This window comes from Kushneria sp. EE4 (genome assembly GCF_977968315.1).
The window spans coordinates 3434896-3454130 of sequence record NZ_OZ386212.1; the positions used below are offsets into that span (position 1 = coordinate 3434896).

16 protein-coding genes and 1 riboswitch are annotated in these 19235 nt (G+C 60.1%); of the genes, 13 read left to right on the forward strand and 3 right to left on the reverse strand.

Annotation, left to right across the window (positions count from 1 at the left end):
- Positions 1-44: 44 nt before the first annotated feature.
- The 7 genes from ACXMYO_RS15465 to ACXMYO_RS15495 are packed head-to-tail and all read left to right on the forward strand — an operon-like array spanning position 45 to position 8221.
- Positions 45-1832, forward strand: coding sequence for a sodium:solute symporter family transporter (locus ACXMYO_RS15465; RefSeq protein WP_457809386.1), 1788 nt, complete (start codon positions 45-47; stop codon positions 1830-1832).
- A 30-nt stretch (positions 1833-1862) separates the two neighbouring features.
- Positions 1863-3017, forward strand: coding sequence for a mandelate racemase family protein (locus ACXMYO_RS15470; protein WP_457809387.1), 1155 nt, complete (start codon positions 1863-1865; stop codon positions 3015-3017).
- 12 nt (positions 3018-3029) lie between these two features.
- Complete coding sequence (locus ACXMYO_RS15475) at positions 3030-4631, forward strand: ABC transporter substrate-binding protein (protein ID WP_457809388.1); 1602 nt, start codon at positions 3030-3032, stop codon at positions 4629-4631.
- A 37-nt stretch (positions 4632-4668) separates the two neighbouring features.
- A complete protein-coding gene (locus tag ACXMYO_RS15480; protein ID WP_457809389.1) occupies positions 4669-5685 on the forward strand; it encodes an ABC transporter permease in 1017 nt (338 codons plus the stop codon).
- Positions 5685-6599 carry a nickel transporter permease gene (gene nikC, locus ACXMYO_RS15485; RefSeq protein WP_457809390.1) on the forward strand — a complete coding sequence of 305 codons (915 nt, stop codon included), beginning with the start codon at positions 5685-5687 and terminating at the stop codon, positions 6597-6599. The genes ACXMYO_RS15480 and nikC overlap by 1 nt, the downstream gene beginning before the upstream one ends.
- A 27-nt stretch (positions 6600-6626) precedes the next feature.
- A complete protein-coding gene (locus tag ACXMYO_RS15490) occupies positions 6627-7469 on the forward strand; it encodes an ABC transporter ATP-binding protein (RefSeq protein ID WP_457809391.1) in 843 nt (280 codons plus the stop codon).
- Positions 7466-8221, forward strand: coding sequence for an ABC transporter ATP-binding protein (locus ACXMYO_RS15495; RefSeq protein ID WP_457809392.1), 756 nt, complete (start codon positions 7466-7468; stop codon positions 8219-8221). Before ACXMYO_RS15490 ends, ACXMYO_RS15495 begins: the two co-directional genes overlap by 4 nt.
- Before the next feature lie 55 nt (positions 8222-8276).
- Here the strand turns inward: ACXMYO_RS15495 and ACXMYO_RS15500 are convergent, their stop codons facing one another.
- The gene (locus tag ACXMYO_RS15500) at positions 8277-9278 is read right to left on the reverse strand and encodes a lactonase family protein (RefSeq protein WP_457809393.1); all 1002 of its coding nucleotides are present in this window, start codon (positions 9276-9278) and stop codon (positions 8277-8279) included.
- Between the two features lie 337 nt (positions 9279-9615).
- Here ACXMYO_RS15500 and metK point away from each other — a divergent pair, with 337 nt between their 5' ends.
- From metK to ACXMYO_RS15525, 5 genes are all read left to right on the forward strand, one after another.
- On the forward strand, positions 9616-10836 hold the full coding sequence (gene metK, locus ACXMYO_RS15505) for a methionine adenosyltransferase (RefSeq protein ID WP_438765844.1): 1221 nt from the start codon (positions 9616-9618) through the stop codon (positions 10834-10836).
- A 146-nt stretch (positions 10837-10982) separates the two neighbouring features.
- Positions 10983-12248 (forward strand): cation:proton antiporter, encoded by a 1266-nt coding sequence (locus ACXMYO_RS15510; protein ID WP_457809394.1) that lies wholly within the window; start codon positions 10983-10985, stop codon positions 12246-12248.
- A gap of 145 nt (positions 12249-12393) precedes the next feature.
- Positions 12394-12473: riboswitch (S-adenosyl-L-homocysteine riboswitch) on the forward strand.
- A 14-nt stretch (positions 12474-12487) separates the two neighbouring features.
- Positions 12488-13891 (forward strand): adenosylhomocysteinase, encoded by a 1404-nt coding sequence (gene ahcY, locus ACXMYO_RS15515; RefSeq protein ID WP_438765846.1) that lies wholly within the window; start codon positions 12488-12490, stop codon positions 13889-13891.
- Positions 13892-14026: 135 nt separating this feature from the next.
- Entirely contained in the window at positions 14027-14413 is a 387-nt protein-coding gene (locus ACXMYO_RS15520; RefSeq protein ID WP_457809395.1) for a hypothetical protein, read from the forward strand.
- Between the two features lie 199 nt (positions 14414-14612).
- Complete coding sequence (locus tag ACXMYO_RS15525) at positions 14613-15209, forward strand: HupE/UreJ family protein (protein WP_457809396.1); 597 nt, start codon at positions 14613-14615, stop codon at positions 15207-15209.
- A gap of 9 nt (positions 15210-15218) precedes the next feature.
- Here ACXMYO_RS15525 and polX read toward each other — a convergent pair whose 3' ends face one another.
- Positions 15219-16931 (reverse strand): DNA polymerase/3'-5' exonuclease PolX, encoded by a 1713-nt coding sequence (gene polX, locus ACXMYO_RS15530; RefSeq protein WP_457809397.1) that lies wholly within the window; start codon positions 16929-16931, stop codon positions 15219-15221.
- A gap of 148 nt (positions 16932-17079) precedes the next feature.
- Positions 17080-18204 (reverse strand): glycerol dehydrogenase, encoded by a 1125-nt coding sequence (locus tag ACXMYO_RS15535; RefSeq protein ID WP_457809398.1) that lies wholly within the window; start codon positions 18202-18204, stop codon positions 17080-17082.
- A gap of 176 nt (positions 18205-18380) precedes the next feature.
- On the opposite strand from ACXMYO_RS15535, the gene ACXMYO_RS15540 reads away from it, so the two are divergent.
- Positions 18381-19226, forward strand: coding sequence for a UDP-2,3-diacylglucosamine diphosphatase (locus ACXMYO_RS15540; RefSeq protein WP_457809399.1), 846 nt, complete (start codon positions 18381-18383; stop codon positions 19224-19226).
- Positions 19227-19235 lie beyond the last annotated feature (9 nt).

The following is a 19235-nucleotide window of genomic DNA, read 5'->3' on the forward strand; positions in this document are numbered from 1 at the left end:
AAGTTTTATTACCCGTCCATTGCCACCCTGTTGTGGAGATTGCAATGAGTGCCGATATTGTCGTGATTATTGTCTATATGCTTTTTCTGGTGGCAATAGGCGCGGTGTTCAGAAAGTTTAATGAAAATACCAGTGACTATTTCAGAGGTGGCGGCAACATGTTGTGGTGGCTGGTCGGCTCCACGGCATTCATGACTCAGTTCTCGGCATGGACCTTCACGGGGGCCGCCTCCAAGGCCTATACCGATGGCTTTGCCATCGTGTTTTTGTTTCTCGCCAACGCGGCCGGTTATTTCCTCAATTATGTCTATTTCGCCCCCCGCTTTCGCCAGCTTCGAGTGGTTACTGCCATCGAGGCTCTCAGGATGCGTTTTGGCAAGCCAAGCGAGCAGTCGTTTGTCTGGTTGAGCATTCTCGACGGCCTGATCTCTGCGGCGACCTGGCTCAATGCTCTCGCCATTATTACCGGTGTGGTTTTCGGACTGTCGCTGGAAACCATCATCATCATTACCGGTGTGGTCGTCGTGGCCATGTCGGTGACCGGTGGGGCCTGGGCGGTAGTGGCATCGGACTATGTGCAGATGCTGATTATCACGGCGGTGACCGTGGTATGTACCGTCGTAGCCATCAGCCATCAGGGTGGCGTTGGCGCCGTGGTCAGCAGCTACAACGGCAACTTTTTGACCGGCGAGAATCATCAGTACGCGTGGCTGTTCGGCTTCTGGGTCTTCATGTTGATCATCAAACAGATATTCATGATGAACAACACGCTCAATGGTTATCGCTACATGTGTGCCAAAAACAGCAAGAATGCCCGCTATGGTGCCCTGTTTACCCTTGTGCTCTCACTGATCGGCCCGGTCATCTGGTTCTTTCCTGCCTGGTTTATGCACGCTCATAACCCGAACTTCATGGAGGCCTTCCCGATGCTGGGGGCGTCGGCCGGCGAGGCGGTATTCGTGGGCTATGTGATGAACTACATGCCGGCCGGCATGCTTGGGCTGCTGATGGCGGCGATGTTCGCCGCGACCATGTCGTCGATGGATTCGGGGCTCAACCGTAACGCCGGCTTTTTTGTCAGAAACTTCTATCTCTCCCTGATCCGCCCGAACGCAAGTGAACGGGAAATGCTGATTGTGTCACGGCTGGCAACGCTGCTCTTCGGTGCCGTCATTATCGGTTTCGGGCTGTTCATTAATTCCCTGAAGGAAATGAGCCTCTTTGATGTCCTGCTCACCGCCAGTGCACTGATCACCTTCCCGATTACCATCCCCTCATTGCTTGGTCTGGTCATTCGCAAAACACCGGACTGGTCCGGCTGGGCGACCCTGCTGGTCGGTGCGCTGGTCTCGTGGGGCATCGGCATGTTCCTGTCGCCGGCCATTGTCGAGCGCATGGGGTATCAGGTCAGTGCTGCGGAGTGGTCGGACTTTCGTGTCGCCGCCTCGATCATGGCGCATGTAGTGATTACAGGCGGTTTCTTCATGACCACAACGCTTTTTTATCGCGAGCCGGTGGGTGTGCGCGCCGAAGAGCGTGCCGAGATGTGGCGACGCTGGAGTACGCCGGTTGAAAACGACGTCGATGACGCTCGCGATGCCATCGACTATCGCCAGAAGGTCATTCTGGGCCGCTTGATTCTGGCCGCCGGGGTCATGGTGGCAGGGCTTTGTGTCCTCCCGAATCCGATGCAGGGCCGCTTGATTCTGGTGCTGTGCGGAGCATGTCTCATGGCGCCGGCGGCCCTGATGCTGATCTCGGCACGCAACAGCCGCGCCAAAATGTTGAAGCGGGATGCTGAGTGGTCATCAGCCCACACCTCGAACTCGTAACACGACATGAGCCCAGACTCTGGAGACAGTATGAAAATCGTCAAGATTGATGTGTCGGTGGTCCGTTATCAGACCGAACTTTCCCGGGATGCTGCGGGCCATGCGCACCCGGGGCCTGCATCCGATTCACAGATCGCGATGCTGACCCTGGAAGCCGACTCGGGGGCGCGGGGATACGCTTTTGGCCCCGAGGAGGTCATTCGGCCCTATATCGTCGAAAAGTTCTTCAAGCCCGTGGTGATCGGCCAGTCCTGTCTGGACCGGGAAAAAATCTGGCATGACCTGCTGCTCTGGCAGCGCGGCAGTGCCGGTCAGCTTTCCGAGCGGGCGATGTCGCTACTGGATCAGGCCATCTGGGATCTTGTCGGGCGTGCGCTGGATGTGCCGGTACACCGTTTGATCGGCGGTTTCCGGGATCGCGTGCCCGCCTATGCCAGCACCATGTGTGGTGATGAGCTGGAAGGGGGCCTTTCAACGCCTGAAGACTATGCCCGCTTTGCCGCAGGCCTGGTCGAGCAGGGCTATCAGGCCATCAAACTGCATACCTGGATGCCGCCGGTCCATTTCGCACCGGATCATCGTATCGATATCGAAGCCTGCGAGGCGGTGCGCGATGCGGTCGGCCCTAACGTAGCCCTGATGCTGGATGGCTATCACTGGTATCGACGCACCGAGGCGCTGGAGATCGGTCGAGCACTGGGACGACTCAATTTTGCCTGGTTTGAGGAGCCCATGTCAGAGGACTCCATGGAATCCTATCGCTGGCTGACTCGTGAACTGGATGTACCGATCATCGGCCCGGAGACCGTGGGCGGGAAGTTTCACAGTCGGGCCAGCTGGGTGCAGCATCAGGCCTGCGACATCCTGCGCGCGGGCGTCAACGGCGTGGGCGGCATCAATGCCTGTCTGAAGGTGGCACATCTGGCCGAGGCCTTCGGCATGGACTGCGAAATTCATGGCAACGGGGCGGCCAGTCTTGCCGTGATCGGTGCGATCAGCAATTGCCGCTGGTATGAGCGTGGCTTGCTGCATCCGTTTCTGGATTACAACAAACCTGCAGCGTATCTCAACAGTATCGTCGATCCGATCGACCGGGAGGGATATGTCACGGTTTCCCAGCGTCCCGGGCTGGGAGAAGACATCAACTTCGATTACATCGCTGACAACACAGTACGATCGTACTGAGGCGGAGGTGCCATGAAGGCCATGACCGCAATTCTGGCAGGGCTTTTGACCATGCTGCTGGCAACGTGTTCGCAGGCCGCCACGCCTGATGATCAACTGATCATCGCGCTGCGGATGAACAACATCCTGTCGCTGGACCCCGCAGCAGCCACTGGCAACGATATTGCACTGGTCAATGCCAACCTTTACGACACGCTGATCGAGCTGGACCCGCAGGAGCAGACTCGTGTCCTGCCGGGGCTGGCACGCGAGTGGGAGATTGCCGAGGACGGCTCGCGCCTTTCATTCAGCCTGCGAGAGGATGCCAGATTTCATTCCGGTAATCCGGTCACGGCCCGGGATGTGGCCTGGTCGTTTGAGCGTGTCATGATGCTGAATCTGGCGATGGCAACGGCCTGGAAAGCGCTGGGATATACCCGCGACAACATCGGCTCGTACATGACGGTCCGCAACGATCATGAATTCGAGCTCGAGCTGCCTCAGCGGCTCGACCCCAGGCTGGTGCTCTATACGCTGGCCACCAGCCCGAGCGCGTTCATTCTGGATCGACAGAAGGTGCTGGCCCACGAGCAGGATGGTGATCTGGGGCACGGCTGGCTGACCACAAATGCGGCCGGCAGCGGGGCCTTTCGACTTCATGCCTGGGTGCCGCAGGATCGTATCATCATGACCGCTCATGAGGCGTACTGGCAGGGTTCACCCGCGCTCAAGCGCGTGGTGCTTCGCAATCTCAAGGAGTCGCAGACCATGCGCCTCATGGTCGAGCGGGGCGATATCGATGTCGCCATTGGCATGTCGGTGCCGGATATCCGGTCGCTGGAGCACAGCACCGAGGTCGAGACCCAGACCACGCCGCGCGGCACGCTCTACTATGTGGCCGTGAGCATGAAACACGACATTCTGGCTGATCGTGAGGTCAGAAAGGCGATTCGTGGCAGCATCGATTACCAGGGTATCAATGACAGCATCATGCCCTATTACGGGAAGTTTCATCAGCGCCCGATCAAGCTCGATCTGCCGGCGACCCTGCCCGACCCCATGTATGGCATGACGCCCGAACAGGCCCGTGATCTGCTGGCAAAGGCCGGCTACGACAATGGGTTTCAGGTCACCATTCGCGCACTCAATGAGTCTCCCTTTATCAACGTGGCAACCAGCCTGCAAAACAGTCTGGCGCGCATCGGTATTCGGGCCCGGATCATCACCGGGACGGGCAATCAGATTTATGGCGCCATGCGTGATCGTAGCTACGACATCCTGGTGGGGCGTGGCGGTGGGGGTATGGCCCCCCATCCGGACGCCAATCTGAGGCCGCTGCTTTACAACCCGGACAATGATGATGCCGCTCGATTAACCAATTTCCAGGGCTGGCGAACCGCTTACCAGAATGAGCGTATCAACGAGCTCATCGACAAGGCGCTGATCGAGCCCGACGCCACAAGACAAAACGATTATTACCGGGAGGTTCAGGCGCTCTACGACGAGGACGTGGGTGCTATTTATCCGTTTTCCCAGATGGTCAACACCGTGGTAGTGCGCCGTGAAGTTGCAAACTATGTGGATGATCCTTCCGCCGTGACCCGCTTCAGACAGGTTGAAAAGGTGTCTCCATAGCCACGGTACGGCATGAATGTTGTGACGGGAGCAAGCAATGAACCATCTACGTTATCTGGCACTGCCCCGACGTCTGGGGGTGATCGCCCTGACGCTCTTTGGTCTTCTGACCATGACGTTCATTATCGGAAGACTCATGCCGCTTGATCCGGTGCTGGCGGTCGTCGGGCCCGATGCCGATGCTTCCACCTACGAGCAGGTCTACCAGCGCATGGGGCTGGACCAGCCGATCTGGACACAGTACGCCTACTATCTGCGCGACATGCTGTCGGGCAACTTCGGCCAGGCCCTGCTGACCGGGCTGCCGGTGGCCGATGACATCCTGCGGGTGCTACCAGCGACCGTTGAACTGGCTACCCTCGCCATGCTGATCGGCGTCGGCGTTGGCGTGCCGCTGGGCGTTTATGCCGCCACGCACCGCGGGCAGCTGGGTGATCATCTCACGCGTCTGATCACCCTTTTTGGCTACTCGACGCCGGTCTTCTGGGTCGGGATGGTGGGGCTCATCATCTTCTATGCCTGGCTTGACTGGGCGGGAGGGGCAGGACGTATCGGGTTTGCCCATGACGATACCTTCACGTCCTATACCGGCTTTTATCTCATCGACACGCTGGCCTCGGGCAATCTCGATGCCTTTTTCAGCGCCGTCCGCCATATCACGCTGCCGGCGCTGATTCTGGGCCTTAATTCGGTCTCCTTTCTGGGGCGCATGACGCGAAGTTTCATGCTGGAGCAGCTCTCTCAGGAATACATCAAGACCGCCCGGGTGAAGGGGCTTTCCGAACGCCAGGTGGTCTGGGGACACGCCTTTCGAAACATCCTGGTGCAGCTTCTGACCATCATTGCGCTGGCCTATGGCGGCCTGCTGGAAGGGGCCGTACTCATCGAGACTGTCTTTGCCTGGCCAGGCTTTGGTCAGTACCTGACCGACAGTCTGCTGCTGGGGGACATGAATGCCGTCATGGCCTCGGTACTGTTCATCGGAATTGTTTTCGTACTGCTGAATCTTCTTTCCGATCTTTTGTACAAGACCTTTGATCCGAGGACGAGATAATGGCGACCACACCTTCCGTAGTTCGTGACCGGGTCGGTACCAGAGCCGGGAGCAGAATAGCTGTCACGCCGGGCCGTGGCGTCAGCCTGCTGCGGGCCTTCAAAAGGCTGTGTCGCAATCCGCTGAGTGCCGGTGGTGTCGTGATTGTCGTGATGCTGCTGATCGTGGCCGCCGCCGCCCCCTGGATTGCTACTCACGATCCGCTGCAGCAGGACCTGAGCGCCACGCTTGTCGCGCCGTCCGCCGCTCACTGGTTTGGTACCGATGAGTATGGTCGGGACATTTTCAGCCGCATCATCTTTGGCACGCGCGTCACGCTTTACGTGATCTTTCTGGTCACGGTGATTGTCGGGCCGATCGGTCTGGTGGTGGGCACGGTTTCAGGCTACTTCGGTGGCTGGATCGACAGCATTTTCATGCGCATCACGGACATCTTTATCTCCTTTCCGAGTCTGGTGCTGGCGCTGGCCTTTGTCGCCGCACTGGGGCCGGGACTGGAGCACGCCGTGATCGCGATTGCGCTGACGTCGTGGCCGCCCATTGCGCGTCTGGCGCGCGCCGAAACCCTCACGCTTCGCCAGGCCGACTATGTGGTGGCGGCAGAGCTTCAGGGCGCCTCGGCGTTTCGTATCCTGGTGCACCACATCGCCATCATGTGCCTGCCGTCGGTCATTGTTCGCCTCACCATGAACATGGCCACGGTCATTCTGACTGCCGCCGCGCTCGGATTTCTGGGGCTGGGCGCGCAGCCACCGCTGCCGGAATGGGGGGCAATGATCTCGACCGGGCGCAGCTACATGCTGGAAAGCTGGTGGCTGGTCGCCTGCCCCGGCGGGGCGATCATGATTGTCAGCCTTGCCTTCAACCTGCTGGGGGATGGCCTGCGCGATCTGATGGACCCCAGAACCGAGTAGGTCACTGAACCTCCAGGGAGTCGTGTAATGAACAGACTAAGCGTTGAAGACCTGAATGTGGCCTTTCGCACCGAGACAGGAATGCGCCCCGCGGTCAGGAATGTCTCCTTCACGCTGGGCTGCGAGAAGCTGGCCATCGTCGGAGAGTCGGGGTCAGGCAAGTCTACCGTGGGCAAGGCACTGCTGAGACTGAACCCGGCCAGCGCCGTGGTCACTGCCCGCCGGGCCATGTTTGGCGATATCAATCTGCTCGAGTGCAGCGAGCGTCAGATGCGCAGCATTCGCGGCCAGCATATGTCGATGATCATGCAGGACCCGAAATATTCCCTGAATCCGGTCATGACCGTGGGGGCGCAGATCATCGAGGCGCTGAGAGTACATCGACGCATCTCCCGGGCCAGCGCCCGAGAGGCGGCCCTTGAGATGTTGCGTGATGTCAGCATTGCCGACCCGGCGCACGTTGCCGATCAGTATCCGCACGAGATTTCCGGTGGCATGGGACAGCGGGTCATGATTGCCATGATGGTGATTCCCGAGCCGGATATCATCATCGCCGATGAGCCGACGTCGGCGCTGGATGTCTCGGTTCAGCAGGACGTGCTCAACGTGCTCAATCGACTGATCGAACGCAAGAACATCAGCCTGATCTTCATCAGCCACGATCTCAATCTGGTACGTCACTATTGCGACCGCGTGCTGGTGATGTATCAGGGACGGGTGGTTGAAACGCTGGCGGCAGAGGCGCTCAATCAAGCACAGCATCCCTATACACGTGGCCTGATGGAGGCGCTGCCCAGTCTGTCACGACGTCGTGACAGACTGCCCGTACTGCAACGTGATGACAGCTGGCTTCACGAGGTGCGCTCATGATTCAGGTCGAAGCCCTGTCGCTGACGCTCAATACGTCATCACGACCCAAAACCATTCTCGAGGATATTCATTTGAATGTGGCCTCGGGGGAAGCCTTTGGGCTGGTCGGGGAGTCAGGCTCGGGCAAAAGCAGCGTTTTAAAGTGTCTGGCCGGGCAGTTCACGACCTGGGAGGGCCGCATTATGCTCGACGGCCAGCCGCTTAATACGCTGTCGCGGCGCGCCCGTAGCCGTCAGCTGCAAATGGTATTTCAGGACCCTTATGGGTCGCTCCATCCTCGTCACACGATCGCGACGATTCTTGAAGAGCCGCTGATCATTCAGCGTCTACCGGATCGGCGAGAGCGTGCCATACAGGCACTGGAGCAGGTCGGCCTCGATGCAGATTTCCTTTCGCGCTATCCGCATCAGATCTCGGGCGGGCAGCGCCAGCGTATTGCGATCGCCCGGGCACTGGTGCTTGATCCGGCAATACTGTTGCTTGATGAGCCCACCTCGGCGCTGGATGTGTCGGTGCAGGCAGAAATACTCAATCTGCTGGCAGATCTGCGTCGCGAGCGGGCACTGACCTACTTGATGGTGTCGCATGATCTGGGCGTGGTGGCCCATCTTTGTGACCGGGTGGCCGTCATGAAGTCAGGAAAATTGATTGAAACCGTTACCCGCGATGCGCTGGTCAACGGGGAGGTCGCTCAGGACTACACTCGTGAGCTTCTGGGCCATGCCCATGATCGCGATCGGCTGTCGGCCTGAGGCAGTCTGGTCGGTAACGAATGCAGGCGCCATTGGCGCCTGCATTCGTTGAGGGTCAGGCCATTTCGACCCAGTCCGGTGACTCGGCTACTTCAACGCGGTCAATGAGTTCAAGCCTGCCTTCATTGAGGCGGTAGGCCGCTACGTGGTGGGACTGCTGGCCGGCCACCAGCATTATCTCTCCGGTCGCATCCAGCGCGAATCCTCTGGGTTGCGTTTCGACCTCGAAGGCGTCAATGCGGGTGAGCTGACCGCTGTCGGCGTCGACCTCAAAGGAAGTCACCAGCGAGCTGCTGCGCTCGGAGGCGTACAGATAGCGGCCTTCAGCGTCGAGATGAATATCCGCGGCCCAGAACGTGTCGGCGTTGCCCTTGTCCACCACGACCCGCTGTCGCTCCTCCATGCGCTGAGTGTGGCTGTCGTAGTCGAACAGCGTAATGGAGCCGTCGAGCTCGCCCAGCAGATAAAGCTGTGTGCCGGCGGCGTTGAAGATCAGATGCCTGGGGCCGGTGCCGTCGGGCAGGGTGACCTCAACCGTGTCGGAAAAGACCGGCTGTGCGTCAAGGCGGGCACAGTAGAGCCGGTCGCCGCCCAGGCTTGTGAACAGCAGGTTGCGCTCGTCCGGGTCGGGGAGAATGCAGTGGGCGTTGGGTTCGGTGGCCCGGCGCGCCTTTTCGCCCTGGACACCACCTTCGGAGGAGAGCTCGTAGGCGGCGACAAGATTGTGGTGATAGGACGCCGAAAAGAGACGGCTATCCCGCGTGGTACAGGCGAGATACGCCACGCTTTCCTCGATGGGAAAGGTCGAGACCGGGGACAGGCGATGGCTTTCGCTGTCGATGGCAAAGGTGAAGATGCCCATGGGCGTGCCTCGCCCGGCAGCGTAGAGGTGACGCCGGTCAGGGCTCAGACACAGCGGCATCGAGCCACCGGCCTTTTCAAGACCGGGCAGTGTGACGCGCTCGACCAGCTCGAGGCTTTTGTTGGCATAGCGCACCAGGCAGACGTCGCCGGCGCCGCCACAGCCGATATAGGCAAAAAGGGATTGTGATGACATGTGCCCACCTTGTTGGAATGTGCAGGAAACAGGGATTACAGCCCTCTCCCCTGTAATCTAGTCTGTGATTGTAGGCTCGCCCGGCGATCGGGGCGTTATCAACGATGGTCCGATCCGCCGTTCGAGGCGCCAGAGACCATGAACGCCGCACGTGATGGTCTTGAAGACAGTGCACGGCGGCTGGTTAGGCACTTTGCTTTTACCGGGTGTAAACTTTTTGCCTGTACCGGCAGTCTCGGTAACCGATTTGATGACAGGGCGTGCGTGGCACGCGGTACGGCCTGATTTCCCAACTCCCCGTGCTCAGGAATGAGCGACAAAAGGACCCAGAGCTTTCATGAGCGAATACTCCCTGTTTACCTCCGAATCCGTCTCCGAAGGTCATCCCGACAAGATTGCCGATCAGATTTCCGATGCGGTCCTTGATGCCCTGATTGCCCGGGACAAGCAGGCGCGCGTGGCGTGCGAGACGCTGGTCAAGACGGGCGTGGCGATCGTGGCCGGTGAGATCACCACCAGCGCCTGGGTGGACCTTGAAGAGCTGGTGCGCCGCGTGATTTCGGATATCGGCTACACCTCCTCCGAGGTCGGTTTTGATGGCGCCACCTGCGGCGTGCTCAATCTGATCGGCAAGCAGAGTATCGATATCGCCCAGGGCGTGGACCGCTCCAGGCCTGAAGATCAGGGCGCGGGCGATCAGGGGTTGATGTTTGGCTATGCCACCAACGAGACGCCGTCCTATATGCCGGCGCCGATCCACTATTCGCATCGTCTGGTCGAGCGCCAGTCACAGCTGCGTCGTAACGGCACGCTTGCCTGGCTGCGCCCGGATGCCAAGAGTCAGGTGACCTTTCGCTACGGCGAGGATGGCAAGCCGGTCGCGGTCGATGCGGTGGTGCTGTCCACCCAGCATGACGAGAGCATCTCGCAGGAAGAGCTGCGTCACGCCGTCGAAGAGCTGATCATTCGCGATGTGCTGCCGGCCGAGTGGATTACCGAGTCGACGCGCTTTCACATCAACCCGACCGGCAAGTTCGTGATCGGCGGGCCGGTCGGCGACTGCGGTCTCACCGGGCGCAAGATCATCGTCGATACCTATGGCGGCATGGCGCGCCACGGCGGCGGTGCCTTCTCCGGCAAGGACCCGTCCAAGGTGGATCGCAGCGCGGCCTACGCCGGGCGCTATGTGGCGAAAAACCTGGTGGCCTCGGGGATTGCCGACAAGTGCGAAATCCAGATCTCGTATGCGATCGGTGTGGCCCAGCCCACCTCGGTGGCCGTGAACACCTTCGGCACCGGCAAAATCAGCGATGCCAAGATCATCGAGCTGGTGCGCGAGCATTTTGACCTGCGCCCCTATGCGATTACCCGCATGCTGGATCTGCTGCATCCGATGTATCAGCTCACCGCCTCCTACGGGCACTTCGGGCGCGAGCCGTTCGAGCACACCTATACCTGGCGTGACGTCAACGGCGAGGAACAGACCGAGACCTTCACCGCCTTTCCTTGGGAGAAGATCGACCGGGCCGAGGCGCTTCGCGACGCCGCCGGGCTGTAGGTTCAGCACGCCGAACCAGGATGACCACGTGACATCGATTGAAGGGCCCACGCTTGCGTGGGCTTTTTTGTGCCTGAAGATTGGCTATCCTCAGGGGCACTTGTTGCATCCAGAACAGACCGACCCTTCGATCGAGCCCGTTTCCCATGCTGAATATTGCTGCACTTTTTATCACGATTACCGCGCTGTTTTCGTGGTTCAACTACCGCTTTGTCCGCCTGCCGGCCACCATCGGTGTGATGGTGATCGCGCTGGTCATGTCGCTGGCGCTGATCGCGCTGGATCATCTGGGCTTTACCTATATAACGGACCTGACCGAGCAGTGGCTGGGCAGCATCAATTTCAATGCGCTGTTGATGGACGGCATGCTGTCGTTTCTGCTGTTTGCCGGCGCCCTGCACGTGGATATCGACAAGCTCAAGCGCTATCGCTATTCGATCGGCTTTCTGGCCTCGGTGGGAGTGATCGTCTCGACGCTAGCGATCGGCAGCGCCGCCTGGTGGCTGTTTGCCACCTTCCATATCGAGGTGCCCTATCTCTTTTGTCTGGTGTTTGGTGCCCTGATTTCGCCGACCGACCCGATCGCGGTGCTGGGTATCATGCAAAGTGCCGGCGCCCCGGAAGACATGGAGATCAAGATCGTGGGCGAGTCGTTATTCAACGACGGCGTGGCGGTGGTGGTCTTCACCCTGCTGGCGGGGGCGGCCACGGCCGGCGAACAGCTCACGGCGACCCATTCACTGATGCTGTTTGCCGAAGAAGCCGGCGGCGGTCTGCTGCTGGGTCTTGTGATGGGCTATATCGCCTATCAGATGATGAAAAGCATCGATCAGTATCAGGTTGAGGTGCTGATCAGTCTGGCACTGGTGCTGGGCGGCTATGCGCTCGCCACCTGGCTTGAGGTGTCAGGGCCGATCGCCATGGTGATTGCGGGGCTTTTCATCGGCAATCGCGGCCGCGAACATGCCATGTCGGACAATACCCGGCGCTATGTGGACGGCTTCTGGGAACTGATCGATGAGATTCTCAACGCCGTGCTGTTTGTCCTGATCGGGCTGGAGCTTTTGCTGATTCCGTTTGAGGGCAGCTATCTGCTGGTGGCCGGGCCCCTGATCGTAATCATTCTGGCGGTACGCCTGGCCACCATCGGGCTGCCCATGATGGCGATGCGCCAATGGGTCGATTATCGCCGCGGTACCATCCGGGTGCTGACCTGGGGCGGGCTGCGAGGTGGCATTTCGGTGGCGCTGGCGCTGGGTCTGCCGGAAAGCGAGTATCGCGAGCCGATCGTGATGATCACCTACATCATCGTGCTGTTTTCGATTCTGGTGCAGGGCCTGACCATCGGTAAGCTGGTCGCGCACGTGGTGCCGGGGGTCGACAAGCCTTCCGAGGAATCGAAGCATCATTGAACGCCGGTCTCTTGTTTGACGCCGAAATGCCGATAGGGTGATATCGGGCTGGCGGCTTTTGTCTGCGGTATTGACCATCGAAGGCGCCGGCCCGCTATAATTTGCACCAGTATTTTGCGTCTCACGTTGTCGTGAGGCGTCATGTCCACCCGAGGGGCGCTGCAGCAAAGAGGGTTTTTGCGAGGCTCGGGCTGGATACCCCGGATTCAACGGCGCCCGCTATCTGCCAGGAGTGTTTCATGGCTACTGCCGAAAACGCCGTCAATCAGGACTATAAGGTCGCCGATATCAGTCTGGCCGACTGGGGCCGCCGCGAAATCCGCATCGCCGAGACCGAGATGCCGGCGCTGATGAAGATTCGCGCCAAGTATCGCGACCAGCAGCCGCTCAAGGGCGCCCGCATTGCCGGCTGCATCCACATGACGATTCAGACCGCCGTGCTGATCGAAACGCTGATCGAGCTGGGTGCCAGCGTGCGCTGGTCGTCGTGCAATATCTTCTCGACCCAGGACCAGGCCGCGGCTGCCATTGCGGCTGCCGGTACGCCGGTCTTTGCCTGGAAGGGCGAAACCGAAGAGGAATTCTGGTGGTGCATCCAGCAGACCATCGAGGGGCCGGAAGGCTGGCGCCCGAACATGGTGCTCGACGATGGCGGTGATCTGACCCTGATGCTCCACGATGAGCACCCTGAACTTCTCGATGCCATCCACGGCATCAGCGAAGAGACCACCACCGGGGTTCACCGTCTGGTCGAGATGATGCGCAAGGGCACGCTGCGTGTCCCGGCCATCAACGTCAACGACTCGGTGACCAAGTCGAAAAACGACAACAAGTATGGCTGCCGCCACTCGCTGTCGGACGCCATCAAGCGCGGTCTGGACCATCTGCTCTCCGGCAAGCAGGCGCTGGTGATCGGCTACGGCGATGTGGGCAAGGGCTCGGCCGCCGGTCTTCGTAACGAAGGCATGATCGTCAAGGTCAGCGAAGTCGACCCGATCTGCGCCATGCAGGCCTGCATGGACGGCTACGAGGTTGTCTCGCCCTATATCGACGGTGCCAACGACGAGTCGGGCAGCAATCTTGATACGTACATGCTGGGCAAGATCGATGTGCTGGTGACCACTACCGGCAACATCAACGTCTGTGACGCCGGCATGCTGGGCGCGATCAAAAAGGGCGCTGTGGTCTGCAACATCGGCCACTTCGACAACGAGATCGACACCGCCTACATGCGCAAGAACTGGGCGTGGGAAGAGATCAAGCCGCAGGTGCACAAGATCTATCGCGACAGTACGCCGGGCAACTTTGACCCGACCAGCGCGGACTATCTGCTGCTGCTCTCTGAAGGCCGCCTGGTCAATCTGGGCAATGCGACCGGTCATCCGTCGCGCGTCATGGACGGCTCCTTTGCCGACCAGGTGCTGGCACAGATTCATCTCTATGAGCGCAAATTCGCCGATATCCCGGTGGCCGAGCGTCCGGAGGTCACGGTGGAAGTGCTGCCCAAGCAGCTTGATGAGGAAGTGGCCCGCTATATGGTCGAAGGCTTTGGTGGCACGCTCACCAAAATGACTCAGACGCAGGCCGACTATCTCGGCGTGCCGCAGGAAGGGCCGTTCAAGCCGCACGAGTACCGCTACTAGGTGATGAACCGGCCGGCGAGTCAGTCGGTCTGATCCACAATAAAGCCGCCCCGACGGCCCCGAGAGGGGTTTTCGGGGCGGCTTTTGTTGTATAAGGATGTGATGCCACATTGGTGGCGTGCGGGGTAAACCGCCATGTTTCGACGCACTGGCAGCCAACTGCCTGAAAGGTTTTTCGAGTACGGTCTGAAGGCGCTGGGCGTTGTGGTGCTGGCAACGATGCTGACCTGCGCGCCTGCCGGTAGCGAAGCCATGGCATCCGACATTGTTGTTGAAATGACCGGTACGCCCGATACGCGCTTTAGTGCGCGCTGGGAGATTACGCGCGCAGATTGGGGGCGGCGGGTGATCACGGAGCAGGGGCGTCTGCCGACCCGGCGTCATTTTCAGGGCGTGGCGCTGATGGCAGAGCTGATCGTGCTGGACGACGGGGCGCTTTGGCTCGAGGTTCACAAGGGCGGCAGTCGTTCGCGTGCCTCGATCGGCGGCAAGGAAAGCCGGATCAGTATCAGCGTGGAGTGAGTGTTGGAAAGCCTCCTGTGAGACAACAGAAAACATCCGCCAGCAGATGCGCCGTGTCGAGCAGAGCCAGTGCCCTTGGCAGTGACTTAATCCTTCGTCGTAGCAGGTCGGGACCGATGGGCAACTACGACATAATGACCGCTTCGTGATCTGTCCCCCGACAGGTGCGGTGATCGCTCCAACTTGAAAGGATAATCGTATGCGCTCCTCCTTGCCCCTTTTACTGGCGACCACGCTGATGACACTTTCCCTGCCGGCGATGGCGCATCCCGGGCATGAGCATGGCTCGGGGCTGGTCGCCGGACTCCTGCATCCGCTGACCGGAACGGATCATCTGCTGGCCATGATCGCTGTCGGGCTCTGGGCGGGATTTGTCATGCCACAGCGGGTGCTGATCGCACCCCTGACCTTCATGACAGCCATGGCCGGTGGCGCGCTGCTGGGCTGGGCCGGTGTGAGCATGGCGCTGGTGGAGCCGGGTATTTTGTTGTCAGTGGTGGTGTTCGGGCTTTTGACGCTCACGGGCGGGCAGCGGCAATCCGCCGGCGTGACCCTGGCCTCTCTTGCCTGTATCGGCGTGTTTGCCGTGCTGCATGGTCATGCCCATGCCACCGAGGCCAGCGGCCACGTCGGGCCGTATTTGATGGGGTTCATGCTGGCGACCGCGGCGCTGCATGGTATTGGTGTGCTGATCGCACTGGCCGTAGCGGGAAGTCGGGGCAGGCGATGGGTGCAGCGTACCAGCGGCGTGGCCATCGCGGCCGGCGGCGTATTGTTAATGGCCGGTGCGGTCTGAAAAGCGTCGCTAGCGGCGCATCATTTTCTTGAGCTGGGTCACGGTGCGGGTGTTGAGCACATCGCTTTTCTCCAGCCAGCCACGGCGGGCCTGAGTGACGCCCAGTGTCATGTGCCCCAGCTGATCGGTGGCGTGAGCATCGGTATTGATGGCAAGGGCCACGCCAATGTCGCGCGCCATGTGCACCCAGTGATCGGAAAGGTCGAGCCGGGCGGGCTGGGCGTTGATTTCAAGAAAGACACCGCGTTCTCTGGCGCCGTGCAGTACGGCCTCAATATCCACGTCATACCCCTGGCGGCCATTGATGATGCGCCCGGTCGGATGCGCCAGAATATTGACGTGCGGATTGTCCATGGCGCGCAGGATGCGGGTGGTCTGCTGCTCTCGAGACAGGTTGAACTTCGAGTGTACCGAGAACACGCAGACATCGAGCTCCTTGAGGACATCGTCAGGGAGGTCCAGTGCGCCGTCTTCCAGAATATCGACCTCGTTGCCCTTTAACACGGTGAAGTTTTTCAGCCGCTCGTTGAGCGCATCGATTTCGCTCATCTGCTCGCGCAGGCGTTTGGCGTCCAGGCCGTTGGCCATTGCCAGGCGTTTCGAGTGATCGGTAATGGCGATATAGCGATAGCCGCGTTGTCTGGCCGCGTGCGCCATCTCCTCGAGGCTTGCCCTGCCGTCGGAGGCGGTGGTGTGCATGTGCAGATCGCCGCGAATGTCATCCAGCGTGACCAGCGCCGGCAGCGTCCCTTCCCGGGCGGCTTCGATCTCGCCGCGGTTTTCCCGCAGTTCGGGCGTGATCCAGGGCAGATCGATCTGCGCCAGCACTTCTTCCTCGGTGCGTCCTGCCAGGCGTTTTTCACCCCTGTAGACACCGTATTCGTTGATTTTGAGGCCGCGCTCGGTCGCCATTTTACGCGTGGCAATGTTGTGGGCCTGCGAGCCGGTGAAATAGTAAAGGGCCGCGCCGAAGCTCTCGTCGTCGACCACACGAACGTCCACCTGTACCCCTGAATGCAAAAGGAGCGTGGATTTTGTTGTGCCGTGAGAGACGGTCTCGGCAATTTCCGGATACGAGGCCAGATGTGTCATGACCGCCGCGGCGTCCTCGCTGCTGACCAGAATGTCGAGGTCGCCGACGGTGTCGCGGCCGCGTCGCAGGCTGCCGGCTGCACTGAGTCGCTGTGCGCCCCCGGCGCGCTCAAGCCAGGAAATCAGGTCGGCGGCGACCTGGTGGGCTTCATCGAGTCGTACGCGCGGCGGGGTATCATCCAGGCGTTCGGCCTCTTTCAAAATCCCGGCTTCGGTCTTTTCACCAAAGCCTTCGAGCGTTCTGATACGCCCGTTGCGTGCAGCCTTTTTCAGCGCGTCGAGACTGTCGATGCCCAGTGCTTCAAAAAGCTGGCGCACGCGTGCCGGGCCCAGCTGGCCGACGCGCATCAGTTGTAACAGTCCGGGCGGCAGACGTTTTTCGGCCTCTTCAAGAACCGGCAGGTGGCCGGTATTGATCAGCTCGGTAATCTTTTCGGCCAGGTCGCGACCGATACCGGGCAGCTCGGTCAGTGGTTCCTCGCGGGCCACCATGTCCTGCAGGGCATGAGGGTGGGATTCGATGGTCTGTGCTGCACTGCGATAGGCACGCACGCGAAAGGTATTGGCGCCTTCGATATCCAGCAGGTTGGCCAGGCGGTTGAGGGTACGGGCAATGTCGGCGTTTTGCATGAGTCTCGGCTTCCGGTCCGGTCACATGGAAAAAGGCAAGGTAACTGTCAGCATGGCGCCCGGCACCCTTTAATGTGAAAGGCGCAAAATCGAGTGCTGACAGATCTGAAAAAGGGCCGCCGGGCGGCCCTTTTTCAGCGGGTGGGAATTACTCCCAGCCAAGCTTTTCCATGTAGGCGCGCGCATGGACGTCGACGGCCTTGATGGCGTAAACAACCTGATCCGGCGTAAGGGCATAGGCCAGGTTGTGGATCGATTCGCCTTCCTTGAGGGCGGCCTCGGCCACGCGATAAAGGTCGTCGTCGCTGACATCCTTGAGCTTGAGGGCTTCCAGTGTCACCGGCAGGCCCAGAGCCAGGTAAAGATCCAGATACTCTTCCAGCTCGGCCTGGGGCGTTTGATCCAGAATCAGTTGCGCTACGGTACCGTAGGCCACCTTTTCACCGTGGGTCAGCTCATGGATTTCGCCGTGCAGCGCGGTAAACCCGTTATGGATGGCGTGTGCCCCGGCCAGACCGCCGCTTTCAAAGCCCAGCCCGCTTAAAAGCGTATTGGCCTCGACCACGGCTTCAAACGAGGGCGTGACGATGCCGGCCTCGTTGGCCTGCCAGGCGAGCAGGGCATGATCAAAGAGCACCTCTTCACACTTTTCGCCGATGGTCTGGCCCAGAAGGGTGGACTGGCCGCCGGCCATGTTGGTGGCGCAGGCTCGAATGGCGGCGCGCGCCTCGACCCAGGTGGCGAGTGCATCGGCAATGCCGGAGGCCAGAAAGCGCGGCGGGGCGTTGACGATAATGGCGGTGTCGACCAGTACCAGGTTGGGGTTTTTGTCGTAGAAGCGATAGGACTCGAACTCGCCTTCATCGCTATAGATCACTGACAGGGCGCTGGTCGGGGCATCCGTTGAGGCGGTTGTTGGCAGCACGGCGCAGGCCGCATTCATTCTGTCGGCCACGCCCTTGGCCGTGTCCAGCGTCTTGCCGCCGCCAAAGCCGATGACCACGCCGGCCTCGTATTGTTCGCCCTGTGCCACGAGTCGGTCGATCTCGGCCGTTGAGGATTCGCCTTCAAAAATGGCCCGCTCAAAGCTGATGTCGCTGCCCTTGAGGCTGTCGCTCAGCGTGTCTCCGGCCATTTTCCAGACGAAATCGTCGGCGATGATCAGGGCCTTTTTGCCCAGCTGCGAGACGTAGTGGCCGGCGCGGGAGAGGGTGTTGGCGCCCTGAACATAGCGGGCGGGGCTGATAAAGACCTTTTCGCTGACAGCGGACATCAGTGTTCTCCTTTAATAATGGCAACGCGATACATGCATAATAAGCGTAGCCGTTCTCGTTACCCTCTATTGGGGGAGATTCGACGGATGTCGATGTTATGTCGATAATTGTCCGTCATTGAAGGTATTTAATGCGACGCAGGTCATGCGTTGTCGAGACTGTCCGGGAGGATTCGATGGCCAGAAGGCCCAATGCACGCACTCTGTTTGTGTCCGACCTTCATCTGGGCACGCCTGATGCTCAGGCACAGCTGCTGCTCAATCTGATGCGGCTGGTGCGCCCCGAGCGGCTGTATCTGGTCGGCGATGTCTTTGATCTGATCGCCATGAAGCGTCGGGCCATCTCGGTACTCGACGTTCATCAGCAGCGTCTGGTTCGTCATATCCTGCGGCTGGCGCGTACCGGCTGTGAGGTCATCTATATTCCGGGCAACCATGACGCGGCCTTTCGTACCTTCTGTGGCGAAACCTTTCGCAGCATCGAAGTCCGCCACGACGCCGTGCATGTCACAAAAGATGGCAGGCGGTTACTGGTCAGCCACGGCGACGAATTTGACGGTCATTTCAAGGCGCCCCGCTGGAAACTGGTGGTCGGAGAGATGGCGCTGCATACCATGCGTCGTACCAATCGCTGGACGGTTCAGGCCCGGCGTCGCATGGGCCGCCCGTACTGGTCGCTGTCGGCGGCGCTCAAGCGACGCTCCAGCAACGTGAAAACCTTTGCCGACGCCTTTCGGCAATCGGCCCTGGCGCGCGTGCGTCGGGAAAACGTGGATGGCTACATCGGCGGGCATATTCACATCCCGTTTTTCGGCGAGTGTGAAGGTTTTGTCTACTGCAACGACGGGGATTGGGTAGAAAACTGTACGGCGCTGGTCGAGGAGTTCGACGGCCGGCTGCGCCTGGTGGACTGGGAGAACAAGACGCTGGTGGATGACCCAAGACCGCCTTCCGGCCAGCGGGAAAAAACCGAAGCAGAAGACTGGCTGGCCGATGAAGAGACCGAATCGAGCCCGGATTAAAAAAACATT